General features: G+C 39.1%; 13 protein-coding genes. 5 read left to right on the top strand and 8 right to left on the bottom strand.

Translation table 11 applies throughout. The features are described from left to right. Nucleotides 1-525 (top strand): fumarate hydratase, encoded by a 525-nt coding sequence (locus D3P12_RS03180; RefSeq protein ID WP_118193635.1) that lies wholly within the window; start codon nt 1-3, stop codon nt 523-525. On the opposite strand, the gene D3P12_RS03175 is transcribed toward D3P12_RS03180, so the two are convergent. From D3P12_RS03175 to D3P12_RS03140, 8 genes are all read right to left on the bottom strand, one after another. After that, on the bottom strand, nt 522-1,106 hold the full coding sequence (locus D3P12_RS03175) for a 5-formyltetrahydrofolate cyclo-ligase (protein ID WP_118193634.1): 585 nt from the start codon (nt 1,104-1,106) through the stop codon (nt 522-524). The two genes, D3P12_RS03180 and D3P12_RS03175, sit on opposite strands and share 4 nt — an antisense overlap. A gap of 68 nt (nt 1,107-1,174) precedes the next feature. Further along, entirely contained in the window at nt 1,175-1,735 is a 561-nt protein-coding gene (gene efp / locus D3P12_RS03170; RefSeq protein ID WP_118193633.1) for an elongation factor P, read from the bottom strand. Nucleotides 1,736-1,815: 80 nt separating this feature from the next. Beyond that, a complete protein-coding gene (locus D3P12_RS03165; RefSeq protein ID WP_118193632.1) occupies nt 1,816-2,433 on the bottom strand; it encodes an ABC transporter ATP-binding protein in 618 nt (205 codons plus the stop codon). A 5-nt stretch (nt 2,434-2,438) separates the two neighbouring features. Continuing rightward, nucleotides 2,439-3,236 (bottom strand): acyl-ACP--UDP-N-acetylglucosamine O-acyltransferase, encoded by a 798-nt coding sequence (gene lpxA, locus D3P12_RS03160; RefSeq protein WP_118193631.1) that lies wholly within the window; start codon nt 3,234-3,236, stop codon nt 2,439-2,441. Nucleotides 3,237-3,238: 2 nt separating this feature from the next. Beyond that, nucleotides 3,239-4,651, bottom strand: coding sequence for a bifunctional UDP-3-O-[3-hydroxymyristoyl] N-acetylglucosamine deacetylase/3-hydroxyacyl-ACP dehydratase (locus D3P12_RS03155; protein WP_118193630.1), 1,413 nt, complete (start codon nt 4,649-4,651; stop codon nt 3,239-3,241). Between the two features lie 39 nt (nt 4,652-4,690). Then, on the bottom strand, nt 4,691-5,719 hold the full coding sequence (gene lpxD / locus D3P12_RS03150) for a UDP-3-O-(3-hydroxymyristoyl)glucosamine N-acyltransferase (RefSeq protein ID WP_118193629.1): 1,029 nt from the start codon (nt 5,717-5,719) through the stop codon (nt 4,691-4,693). A 59-nt stretch (nt 5,720-5,778) separates the two neighbouring features. Next, a complete protein-coding gene (locus D3P12_RS03145; RefSeq protein WP_118193628.1) occupies nt 5,779-7,020 on the bottom strand; it encodes an HD domain-containing protein in 1,242 nt (413 codons plus the stop codon). Between the two features lie 37 nt (nt 7,021-7,057). Continuing rightward, nucleotides 7,058-8,188: an acyltransferase family protein gene (locus D3P12_RS03140; protein ID WP_118193627.1), complete on the bottom strand. Its 1,131-nt coding sequence runs from the start codon at nt 8,186-8,188 to the stop codon at nt 7,058-7,060. Between the two features lie 126 nt (nt 8,189-8,314). Between D3P12_RS03140 and porX the strand changes: the two genes are divergently transcribed. From porX to D3P12_RS03120, 4 genes are all read left to right on the top strand, one after another. Next, entirely contained in the window at nt 8,315-9,868 is a 1,554-nt protein-coding gene (gene porX, locus D3P12_RS03135; RefSeq protein ID WP_118193626.1) for a T9SS response regulator signal transducer PorX, read from the top strand. 1 nt (nt 9,869) lies between these two features. After that, nucleotides 9,870-10,289 carry a tRNA (adenosine(37)-N6)-threonylcarbamoyltransferase complex ATPase subunit type 1 TsaE gene (gene tsaE / locus D3P12_RS03130; RefSeq protein WP_262511125.1) on the top strand — a complete coding sequence of 140 codons (420 nt, stop codon included), beginning with the start codon at nt 9,870-9,872 and terminating at the stop codon, nt 10,287-10,289. Nucleotides 10,290-10,362: 73 nt separating this feature from the next. Next, a complete protein-coding gene (locus tag D3P12_RS03125; RefSeq protein ID WP_118193625.1) occupies nt 10,363-11,574 on the top strand; it encodes an alanine dehydrogenase in 1,212 nt (403 codons plus the stop codon). A 51-nt stretch (nt 11,575-11,625) separates the two neighbouring features. Further along, complete coding sequence (locus D3P12_RS03120; protein ID WP_118193624.1) at nt 11,626-12,573, top strand: YihY/virulence factor BrkB family protein; 948 nt, start codon at nt 11,626-11,628, stop codon at nt 12,571-12,573. Nucleotides 12,574-12,576 lie beyond the last annotated feature (3 nt).

Below are 12,576 nucleotides of genomic sequence, written 5' to 3'. Positions count from 1 at the left end.
ATGAGAAAGAACAATATCAGAATTCAACCAGCATACAGAATTATCTTATTCTGTATGCTGGTTTTGATTTTCGTTTCATGTCGGAAAAACTCAGATATGCAAGGTGAAGGAGAAGTCTTTCTACAAGGCTCATGGACTGCGGAGTCTGTGCCTTACCAAGAGCAACTCCTTCGGTTCGAGCTAATTGATTTTAAATTTAACTGTGACTCTGTTTTTGTTAAAATAAAGACACACTCAGCAGCGAAAATGGATTTAGATTCCTGCTATGGAAGCGGTGAGTGGGTTGAATACGCCAGAGGAACGTATGCTGTTCGTAAAGACAGTTTGATCATACAAGCCACCTATACGCATGAAAATTGGAGACAAAAGCTTTCAGGATGTCATCATATTGGACAATATTTACCCCGGTTTAAAATCGTAAAACAAACAACAGACTCCCTCTATTTAGAAAACCGCTTCAGCCATAATCCGGTACAACTACGCAAAACCAAAACGACGAGGTGCATACCGCAGAAAGTATACTAGTTACGAAGATACCATATTCTTTCAGCCGTAATACAGATATCGAGGGGAATATCTGTTTCCCCAACATCCAATATTTTTTCGACAGGCTCAAAGAAAGATATTCCCACAATTAAGCAGTCGGGTCTACATAACGCCAAGAATCGATCATAGAAACCTTTACCGTAGCCAACCCGGTTCCCACTACGATCGAAAGTTAGTAGAGGCACCAAAATAGCATCAAGTTGGGATGGTACAATAATCTTACCTCCTACTGGCTCTTCAATTCCCCAAGGATTTACTTCAAGCATTTGATCCTTTTCCCACAAAAAATGATCTAGCAGGTTATTTTTTAAATCTGATTTCGATATAACCAGCTGGATTTCCGGATAAGTTTCTCGAAGCCAATCTGCCATACGATAAGTATCTGGTTCTTTAAATTTTCGTATTGGAAGAAATGTATGTACATAGTTTAACCCCTCCCATACAAACTGCTTGAATTGATAGAATAAACGGGAATTTAAACTCTCCTCTTCTTCTACAGTTAAAGAAATTCTCTTTCGCTTAAAAATACGACGCAGATCCTCTTTGTTTGCATCTTTCATCGCTCATAAAAATCAGCTGTGATTCCTTTTCACTTACGGGCTTCCATTAAACCGATCGTTCTTCAATGCTATTTCACTCTCTCTATATAGCTTCCGGTTCGTGTATCGACCTTAACTCGATCGCCCTGATTAATAAACAAGGGGACTTTAATTTCCACCCCCGTTTCAACGGTAGCATTTTTAAGAGCATTCGTTGATGTGTCACCTTTAACGGCAGGTTCGGTATAAGTAATCTCTAGTTCGATATTAGCAGGGGTGCTTGCCATTATCGGCTCGTCACTTTCAAATGCAACGATCACATTCATCCCTTCTTTCAAAAACTTCGCTGAGTCGCCAAACAGGTGTTTTGGGATATTATATTGTTCAAAAGTATTATTATCCATAACAACGAAGAAGTCCCCATCGTCATATAAATATTGATAGTCATTTGTTTCCACTCGTGCAATTTCGACCTCTTCGTCTGTCCTGAAACGATACTCTACCAGCTTACCCGTTTTAACATTTCTCATTTTGGCTTGATAAAAAGCACGCAGGTTTCCAGGAGTACGATGAATAAACTCTTCTACAGTGACTAATTCACCGTTAAACCGTAAAACATTTCCAGACTTTACTTCAGATGCTTTTGCCATTTTAGTATATTTAAATTCAACATTTCTTCTGACAAAGATAGTTGTTTCAATGATAAAACCGTATACTGGACAATCGTAGGCTATTTATAATCGCTTATAAGTAATTGCTTTTTACAAAAAGCATATTCAGCAGGCTGATTTGAACATACGACGACCAGACGGTTAATAGAAAAACTCTCAATTAACTTATAATACCAATCTACTCCTTGTTTGTCGAGATTCGTAGTGGGTTCATCCAATAGCAATACCGGAGTTTCGGTACAGCAAGCTAATAATAATTTAACACGCTGCTTCATACCAGATGAAAAGTATCGAATTTCTTTTTGTTTCGATCCGATCAGTCCTAAGAAATCAATCATCCGATCTATATCCCATCCTTGAACTGGATTTTTGAAACGAAAATGAAATGATAGTAACTCTATTAGGGTGAACTCTTCAATTAATTCAAGGTACGGTGTAGCTATTGATAGATACCTGAAAACCGACTCTATATCAATCAGGCTGGTACCGTCCGTATATTTTACGCTTCCTTCAGAAATACTTAGGTTGCCAGATAATATCTGGAGCAATGTTGACTTCCCCGAACCATTTGGACCAAGAACAGCATAGGACTCCCCTTGAGCGAAGTGGTAGCTAATCTTTCGGAAGATCCACTCTTGATTAAATCGTCTACCAACGTTGTCAAGTATGATATCCATTCTATTTACATCACCCCTAACTTACCTTGTCCGAAACCCTTCATTACGCCGCGGTTAGAATTTCTTATAAAATCGATAATTTCATCTCGAATTTCTGTAGGTTTATATTCGGTCTCAATAATTCCTAATGCTTTCGACAGATTATTGTTCTTTACAAAGAGTGTCCGATAAATATCTTGGATTTCATTGATCATTTCCGATGAAAATCCCCGTCTACGAAGGCCGACCGAATTGATTCCGACATAAGCTATAGGCTCTCTCGCTGCCTTTACAAATGGGGGAACGTCTTTCCTAACCAAAGTACCGCCTGCAATGAACGCATGAGAGCCTATACTACAGAACTGGTGTACTGCTACCATTCCCGCCAGCACTACATAATCACCAACTGTAATGTGTCCCGCCAACGTACTACTATTTGAGAAAATACAATTATCCCCAACAATACAGTCATGCGCGATATGGCTATAAGCCTGAATCAAACAATTATTACCTACAACAGTTTTCCAACGATCTTTGGTCCCTCTATTTATCGTTACACACTCTCGGATGGTTGTGTTGTCTCCGATTTCGGCAGTGGTTTCTTCACCATCAAACTTTAAGTCTTGTGGTATTCCTGAAATTACCGCACCTGGAAAAATTTTACATCCCTTACCAATCCTCGCACCCTCCATAATAGTAACGTTAGAGCCGATCCAAGTACCTTGTCCAATCTCAACGTTCTTATGGATAGTTACAAATGGTTCAATAACTACATTATTAGCAATTTTTGCTTCAGGGTGAATATATGCTAATGGTTGAATCATATTTATGCGGTTTCGCTATCTTTTACTCTAACAATTTGAGCCATCATTTCTGCTTCTACAACTACTTTCTCACCAACGGTACCAACCCCCTTCATCTGTGCAATACCCCGTCTAATTGGTTCCATCAAGTCGCAACGAAAGACAACTGTATCACCGGGAGATACTTGTGCCCGGAACCTTACATTGTCAATTTTCAAAAATAAAGTTAAGTAATTTCTAGGGTCTGGTACCGTACTTAGAACAAGTATACCCCCCGTCTGAGCCATTGCCTCCACTTGGATTACACCTGGGAAGACTGGAGCCCCCGGAAAATGTCCTTCGAAGAATCCTTCATTCATTGTTACATTCTTCACTCCAACGACGTGCGTCTTCGAGAGTTCTAATATTTTGTCAATAAATAGGAACGGTGGCCTATGTGGTAAGATGTCCATGATCTGAACGACATCATACAACGGTTTTGCTGAAGGATCATAGGTCGGAATCCTCTTTTTGTTTTTTTCTTTTTTGATAGCCGCTTTAATTTTTTTCGCAAATGCAACATTTGCGGCATGACCTGGTCTCGCCGCCATAATATGACCTTTTATTGGCATCCCAATAAGTGCTAAATCGCCAACCATATCTAGCAGTTTATGTCTAGCTGGCTCATTTTGATGCCTTAACTCTATATTATTTAAAATTCCTTCTTTTGCTACTTTAATATCTTTTCTATTGAAAAGTTTTGCAAGCTCTGTTAACTCATCTTCACTCACCTGTTTATCGACAATGACGATTGCGTTATTAAGATCGCCCCCTTTGATTAGGTTATTCTCTACTAATGCTTCCAATTCATGTAAAAAGCAAAACGTTCGTGAAGAAGCTATCTCTGACTTAAATTCATCTATATTAGAAATTGACGCGTGCTGGCTACCTAAAACAGGAGAGTTATAATCAATCATACACGTCAACCTATAGCCGTCATCAAGCGGCATAGCCACCATCTCTACCCTTCTATCTGGTTCAGAATAATGCATATTATGAGGAATAACATAATATTCACGATCTACATTCTGCGTTACAAACCCCGCTTCTTCGATAGCATCAGTAAAAAAAGAGGAACTACCATCCATAATTGGAACCTCTGGACCATCAATCTCAATCAGTACATTGTCTATTTCCATGCCAACAAGAGCCGCTAACAGGTGTTCAATTGTACTAACACTAGCACCATTCTGCGAAATCGTTGTTCCTCTAGAGGTATCACTTACATTATCCACATCTGCGTCGATAATTGGGGTTCCCTCAAGATCGACTCTTTTAAATTTATAACCGTGATTTTCTGGTGCTGCTCTAAACGTCAATGAAGCAGGCTTCCCCGTATGCAAGCCAACACCCGAAATAGTTACTTCATTTCTAATAGTTCTCTGTTTAGCATTCATTCTTTCAAACTTCGCGTAATTTTCTATTTAAGATTAAAGTTAACTCTTATATATTAAGTTCTCTAATTGTTCTATTCGCTTTTCCAACCCAGGCAGCTTTTGTAAAGTCACTTGTATCCTCATTTGAGAAGTGTAACTAAATGCTGGGGTACCTGCCCATTTTTTGCCTGGATGAGTAATGGATCGGTTAATTCCCGACTGCGCTTGCACTTGTGAACCGTCTGCTACACTGATGTGTCCGGCAACACCCACCTGCCCCCCTAAAACAACGTTTTCGCCAATCTTAGTACTGCCCGAAATGCCTGTTTGAGCAGCCACTACCGTATTTTGACCTAGTTCAACATTATGTGCTAACTGAATCAGATTATCTAATTTAACCCCACTCTGAATCTTCGTCGACCCTAAGGTAGCGCGATCAATTGTGGTATTAGCTCCAATTTCAACATCATCACCGATCAAAACATTTCCAATTTGACTTACCTTTTTATAAGTCCCGTCTTCTTGAGGAGCAAAACCAAAACCGTCACTACCAATGACCGCACCCGCATGAATAATAACCCGGTCTCCAATTACGCTATCGAAGTATACCTTAACTCCAGCGTAAAGCGTGCAAAACGAACCAATCATTACTGAATCTCCAATATAACTGTTCGGATATATTTTCGTATGATCACCAATCCGAACGTTTGCTCCTATATAAGAAAAAGCACCAATGTATACGTTCTTTCCGATTACAGCACTTGGATGGATAAAGGACGGCTCTTCGACGCCACTCTTATCGGCTCGGAGTTGATTATATGCATCTAATAGAATCGAAAAAGCTGTGTATGCGTTTTTAACACGAATAAGTGTGGGTTTAACCGCTTGCTTAAGAACGAGATCTTCGTTTATTATTACGATCGATGCACGGGTGGTATATAAGTAATTTTCATATCTAGGATTTGCCAAAAAGGAAATACTGCCTTCCTGACCTTCCTCGATCTTTGACATTTCGGAAACCGTCTGGCTAGAATCACCTTCAACCGTACCGTTAACGATATCGCTAATTTGTTGCGCGGTAAATTGCATCTGCAAATCTAAATGTTATTAATTTATGAACAAACAATTAAAATCAAATAATCCAGGCGCTAAATTAAAGCTTTTGAATGAAGTTCCTTAGGAAAAGAAACAATATACTTTTCTACTGTTTGTGAGAGTACTTCTAGATTTGACAAATCAGACGCTTCAGTAATATCTTTAATTGAGCCATCTTTCATTAAAATATTAATACTTTCATTCTCAATATCATAAGCGCTATTTGATATAACAGTTGAATAAACAAAATAATCGACTTCACGTTTAGAAAGAGAAAAATACTGCATAGCGACTGCTTTTATTCGTTCTAAATATTTATCATCCGGCTCGTTATTCAAAATCTCCACCCGATTCAGTTGTCGGCTTAGCAATTGTCGGCATAAGAGAGACAATGTCCTATCCGGATGACCAACCCAAACCTTCATACTGGCTAAAATATCTATATCATCTAATTTAAGAAAAGTCGCCAAGTGAACAGGAGACTTTTCAAACGACTCCTTAGTAACTTGTCTTTCCAGAAAATGTTGCAAAGGAGGTGTTGCAAATAAAGACTGCCCTTCCAAACCTAGCTGTTTTGCTCGGTGCAATATTCTTATCAGCATCTGCTCGGCGCTCACAACGGTTTTATGAAGATAAACCTGCCAATACATCAAACGTCTCGCTATCAAAAACTTCTCGATCGAATAAATACCCTTTTCCTCTACAACAAGTTCATTGTTCGCAACAGTCAACATTTTGATAATCCGATTAAAGCTAATAACTCCCTCTGTGACACCAGTATAAAAACTATCTCGAATTAGATAGTCCATTCGATCTGTATCTAACTGACTTGAAACCAGTTGATGGAGAAATAATTTTGGATATTGATTTCGAAAAATAGCAATAGCCAACGTTAACTTCCCTTCAAAACTCTTGTTTAGGTCATCCATGATTCGATCCGAGATATATTCATGGGAAACTCCCTCCACAATCGAGTGTTCCAATGAATGGGAAAACGGTCCATGCCCGATATCATGCAAAAGGATAGCGATTATAACCGCCTCTTCTTCTTCGGAAGTTATCTCGATATCTTTTCCTTTCAACGTCTCCATGGCTAGCCCCATTAGGTGCATAGCTCCTAAGGCATGTTGAAACCGAGTGTGCAAAGCACCTGGATACACCATATGCGTTAAGCTTACTTGTTTGATATTCCTCAAACGCTGAAAGTAGGGATGCTCAATTAACTCGAAAATTAATCCCTCCGGCACCGATATAAAACCGTAGATAGGATCGTTGATTATTTTTTTCTTTTTCAATTTTGAAAATGCTTGATACAAAGGTGTTACTTTATGACTAGACTTTTATGAAGATATTCTTGTTGAACATTAGCAATGCAATGCCTGCCCAAATCAATGTAAAAAAAAGAGCGTAGATTAACGACGCATTATTGGGAGAAAAGTACGGAATCATAAATGTACTATAAATCCACCCCTTAAGGCTAAGTCCCCCACCAACTTCTATTAAACTCAAGCATCGGGCCATTATTCCAGAAAAGAAAAATACCGTAATCGCATTTACACCGAATATTAAAAATGGTTTCGTAAAGCGAATATGTTTCTTGCAATCTATTTTCCAATATGTTAAGGCTAACACCAGCGTCGCCAACCCACCTGTATACAGCACGAAAGAACTTGTCCATAGCGATTTATTCAATGGGAACTGTAATCCCCAAGCCATACCAATAACAAAGCATAGAAACCCATAAAAGCAAAGCCAAGCAACTTTAGTACCCTGGTCAATATCCTTCCTTTTAAGATAAACCCCTACCAGAACACCAAATAAGCAAGTAGATATCGCCGGCACCGTGCTAAGGATACCTTCAGGATCCCAAGTCTTGGCAGATTTCCATAAATGTGCCTCAGTTAACAAAGTTCGATCAAGCCACGCACCCATATTGGTTTCTTTGCCTAGGTTTGCAGCCCCCACTCCAGGAACTGGAATAAAAGTCATAATAATCCAATAAACAACCAAGAACACAATTCCAACTCTTAAAACACCCTTTGTTGATAGCTTTAAGAATAATAATGTAGAAACAAAAAAGACGATGGCAATTCTTTGCAATACACCCGGAATACGAACAACCTCAAAAGCACCTACCGGATCCACAAAGACTTGTGGGAAAAGTGATAACATTAACCCTAATCCAAATAAAATCAGCGCTCTTTTACCTGCCTTCGCCAATAAACTGCTGTGATTATCTCTAACTAATTTCTTTGTTCCGTATGCATATGCAATCGATACCCCTACGATGAACAAAAAGAAAGGAAAAATCAAATCTGTCGGCGTACAGCCATTCCATTCAGCATGCCGAAGCGGAGAATAAATATTGCTCCAGCTCCCAGGGTTGTTTACTAAGATCATCGCCGCGACAGTAGCACCTCGAAATACATCAAGTGATAAAAGTCGATTGGAGTTTGTTTGCATAGGGTTAGGTAAATACTTATTTTTATTTACTAGTAGACAAAAAGGATTTTTGTTAATCTTTGTTAAAAAAACAAGAGTTCCACAAACATTCTTTTAAGTTCGTGAACTTACAAAAAAAATAAGAAAATGCAAGAAACCAATATATTGTGGGCTGATGACGAGATCGATCTATTAAAACCCCATATACTCCTACTCAATGAGAAAGGGTACTTTGTTAAAACCGTTACCAACGGGACAGATGCTGTTGAGGCATTTAAGAATGCTTATTTCGATTTGGTTTTTCTAGATGAAAACATGCCGGGTCTAACTGGGCTTGAGACATTAGCTGCATTAAAAAGTATTAACCCTGCTGTACCTATGGTACTAGTCACCAAAAACGAGGAAGAGCATTTAATGGAAGATGCTATCGGTTCAAAAATAGACGACTATCTGATAAAGCCAGTAAATCCGAAACAGATTCTCTTAACAATTAAAAAACTTACTGAGAACAAAAGACTCGTAAGCGAAAAGACGTCTACTGCATATCAGCAAGATTTCCGGGTATTAGGTATGACACTCAATGACCGCTTGAATCACGAGCAATGGGCGGAAGTTTATAAAAAGCTAGTTTATTGGGAGTTATCACTTGAGAAGCTTGAAGACGCCGGCATGCATGAGGTACTTACCTTGCAAAAGGCAGAAGCAAACGCTCAGTTCTCCAAATTCATCGAAAACAACTATATCGATTGGATAAAGTCGCCCGAAGAAGGACCGATTATGTCTCATCAGCTATTTTCAAAAAAGCTTTTCCCCTCACTCGAAGATAATAAACCCACATTTTTTTTCCTGATAGATAATTTGCGCTACGATCAATGGAGGATTATCAATAACATTATCAGTAATTATTTCCGCTTGGACGAAGAAGATCATTACTACAGTATTCTTCCTACTGCCACACAGTATGCACGAAATGCAATATTCAGCGGACTCATGCCATTAGATATGGAAAAACGCTATCCTGATATGTGGCAAAATGATGAAGACGAAGGTGGCAAAAATCTCCATGAAGAAGACTTCATTGCCGATCAGATTAAGCGTATCTTGCGTAAAAACAGCAAGTTTTCCTATAATAAGATTTTAACTCTAGAACAAGGACGCGAGATCGCAGATAACATCTATAACCTTATGGACAATGACTTAAACGTGCTTGTCTATAATTTTGTTGATATGCTGTCGCACGCACGGACTGACATGGCTATGATTCGAGAATTAGCGAGTGATGAATCTGCTTATCGATCTTTAACACTTTCTTGGTTTGAACATTCTCCCTTATTGGAAGCAATAAAGAAATTATCACAAAAGAATGTCAGAATTGTTGTAACCACCGACCATGGGACCATACGTGTTAAACATGCCAGCAAAGTCATCGGCGATAGAAACACCAACACGAACCTTCGTTACAAACAAGGAAAAAATCTAAACTTTATCCCAAAAGACGTGTTTCATATAAAGAACCCACATGAAGCGATGCTTCCGAAACTGCATGTTAGTTCTAGTTTTATTTTCGCTAAAGAGGATACATACTTTGTATATCCCAACAATTATAATCAGTTTGTCAATTATTACAACGAAACTTTCCAGCATGGAGGAATTTCAATGGAAGAAATTATCATCCCTTATATAACTTATAGCTCAAAATAAATTGAAAGAATTTATTGTTCCCAGTATTGACGCTTTACCGCAAGCGGCAGAAAACTTATTAATGTCAGCAGATTCCAACAAGCGAGTCTTTCTCTTCGATGCTCCCATGGGTGCTGGAAAAACAACGTTAATCAAGTCTATCTGTGCTAGTCTTGGTGTGAAAGAAAACGTCAGCAGTCCAACCTTTTCAATCGTTAACGAATACCAAGGATCCGAAGGACCTGTCTATCATTTCGATTTTTACCGTCTAAAAAATGAGCAAGAAGCGTATGATCTGGGCTATGAAGAGTACTTCTATTCAGGCCACTATTGCATGGTAGAGTGGCCCAAAAAAATCCCCACATTGCTTCCGGATGACGCTGCATTTATTGAGATAGAAATAACCGGTTTGCAATCCCGTATAGTCCGACTCATGAAGTAGTTTACTCATGCTTTTTAAGTTACTTTATGGTTTATTTTCGTATATTAATCCCCGTTTGTGAATAATTTCATGTATGAACGAGTTTTCTAAGTTAGCGAAGCAGGCCTTAAGGCAACCAAAAGAAATGCTCCAAGAAACGGGCAGAAAAAAAAATGAGCTATTTATAGGGATTCCAAAGGAAGTGACATTTCAGGAAAAACGCATTGCATTAACACCTCTTTCCGTCGCCTTACTCGTAGAAAACGGACATCGAGTTATCATGGAAAGCGGCGCAGGCGAATCCGCGAACTTTCTCGATCACCATTACAGTGAACAGGGTGCTGAGATTGTACCCGATAAACCTAGTGTATATCGTGCTGATTTTATCATAAAAATCGCTCCTCCTACGATTGAAGAAATTGACCTGATGAAAAATGGACAAGTTCTTTTTTCATCACAACAACCCTCTCTGTTAAGTCTTAGCCACCTTCAGGCTATGATGCGGAAAAAAATTACGGCTATCAGCTATGAATATCTTCGGGATGAAGGAAACATCCTAACCGTTGTCCGGGCAATGAGCGAGATCGTTGGTGCAACCTCCGTACTTATTGCCGCGGAATATCTTAGCAACGTATTTGAAGGAAAGGGTTTGATGTTGGGAGGAATAACCGGAGTTCCTCCAACTGAAATTGTCATCCTCGGAGCCGGCACAGTTGCTGAATATGCAGCCAGAACCGCGTTGGCTTTAGGAGCGCAAGTCAAAGTTTTCGACAGCTCAATTTATCGATTGCGACGACTTCAAACCAACATTGGAAGCCTAGTATTTACATCTGTTATGCAACCAATTGTCCTCAGAAAAGCAGTATTGAGCTCAGATGTTGTCATCGGTGCCGTACGGTCTAATAACGGTCGCTGCCCATGCATCATCGATGAACCTACAGTTGAAAAAATGAAACCCAACTCGGTACTGATCGATGTAAGCATCGATCAGGGTGGATGTTTCGAAACCTCTCGAATTACAAATCATCTAAAGCCCACGTTTCGGAAACACGATGTTATTCACTACTGTGTTCCCAACATTGCTTCCCGAGTAGCACGGACCGCCACCTATGCCTTAACGAATATCTTTACTCCAATTTTGCTTGAAATCGGTGAACGAGGAAGTATCATGAATTTGATATGGAATCGTCCCGGCATCCGAAATGCTGTATATCTCTACCAAGGTGCGTTAACCAATAAGGACATAGGCGAACGATTTAACATGACGCCAAAAGATCTCGAGTTGATCGCTTTTTCTCAAAGATAATACAAACTAATCGCCGAGTTGAACGTTTGTTTATAAAAATTGCACCTGCTTATGATTTTTAAAAAGAAGTTTTTCTCAGATATCTTTTCTCTTATTAAAGAAACCCTGGCTGGTTTTTCTGAAGATAAAGTGATGAAAAAAAGTGCTTCTTTAGCTTATTATACTATTTTTTCTTTAGCTCCACTCATTTTGATTCTGATGTGGACAGTTGGCTTTTTCTATGGGGAGGACGCTTCGAGCGGAGAAATTTTCTCGGAGATCAATGAATTAGTTGGAGCTAAAGCAGCAGCACAAATTCAAGACATCATTAAGCAGATTAGTTTATCTGAAAAATCAGGAATAGCAATTGTGATCGGAGTGGGAACCTTAATCGTCGGTTCAACCACTGTCTTTATCGAAATACAAGATTCAATTAATGCTATTTGGGGTGTGAAAGCCAAAGCGACTAAAGGCTGGAAAAAGATGCTGCTTGATCGTGTGATTTCTTTCTCAATGATTATCGGGCTTGGTTTTCTTTTAATCGTATCCTTGTTGGTGAGTACCATCGTCGAATTATTAAGCGGGTATTTAGTTCGAATACTCCCTGACATCATGGGTGCATTATTTAATTTGATAAACTTTGGAATTACTTTTCTCGTAATTTCATCTCTATTTGCCATTATTTTTAAATTTCTTCCAGATGCCCAAGTCAAATGGAAGTATGTAAGGAGTGGCGCAATATTTACTGCATTGCTTTTTATCGCCGGTAAATTTCTTATCAGTCTCTATATGCAATATACGGCACCAGAAAGTGCCTATGGTGCAGCAGGGTCTATCATAATTATTCTTTTATGGGTCTACTATACGGCTGCTATTCTTTATTTTGGCGCTGAATTCACCAAAGTATATACCAAGCGGAAATGTGGAGAAATCCTCCCATCAAAATTTGCTGTGAGAGTGGTTCAGCAAGAAATTGAAGAGGACATCGACCATCCCACATCCTCCTCAAGACGAAATTAGTAT

Origin of the sequence: Pedobacter indicus (assembly GCF_003449035.1) — a bacterium.
Classification (GTDB): Bacteria; Bacteroidota; Bacteroidia; order Sphingobacteriales; family Sphingobacteriaceae; genus Albibacterium; species Albibacterium indicum.
Note: the sequence above shows the minus strand (reverse complement) of the source record. Positions and strands in the feature narration are given on the sequence as shown.

Bases quoted from the DNA above. Each gene is read 5' to 3' on its own strand.
- lpxD (WP_118193629.1), bottom strand. From the start codon at position 5,719: ATGCAATTTACCGCGCAACAAATTAGCGATATCGTTAACGGTACGGTT.
- D3P12_RS03165 (WP_118193632.1), bottom strand. From the start codon at position 2,433: ATGGATATCATACTTGACAACGTTGGTAGACGATTTAATCAAGAGTGG.
- D3P12_RS03140 (WP_118193627.1), bottom strand. From the start codon at position 8,188: ATGCAAACAAACTCCAATCGACTTTTATCACTTGATGTATTTCGAGGT.
- efp (WP_118193633.1), bottom strand. From the start codon at position 1,735: ATGGCAAAAGCATCTGAAGTAAAGTCTGGAAATGTTTTACGGTTTAAC.
- lpxA (WP_118193631.1), bottom strand. From the start codon at position 3,236: ATGATTCAACCATTAGCATATATTCACCCTGAAGCAAAAATTGCTAAT.
- D3P12_RS03120 (WP_118193624.1), top strand. From the start codon at position 11,626: ATGATTTTTAAAAAGAAGTTTTTCTCAGATATCTTTTCTCTTATTAAA.
- D3P12_RS03125 (WP_118193625.1), top strand. From the start codon at position 10,363: ATGAACGAGTTTTCTAAGTTAGCGAAGCAGGCCTTAAGGCAACCAAAA.
- porX (WP_118193626.1), top strand. From the start codon at position 8,315: ATGCAAGAAACCAATATATTGTGGGCTGATGACGAGATCGATCTATTA.
- D3P12_RS03175 (WP_118193634.1), bottom strand. From the start codon at position 1,106: ATGAAAGATGCAAACAAAGAGGATCTGCGTCGTATTTTTAAGCGAAAG.
- D3P12_RS03155 (WP_118193630.1), bottom strand. From the start codon at position 4,651: ATGAATGCTAAACAGAGAACTATTAGAAATGAAGTAACTATTTCGGGT.
- D3P12_RS03180 (WP_118193635.1), top strand. From the start codon at position 1: ATGAGAAAGAACAATATCAGAATTCAACCAGCATACAGAATTATCTTA.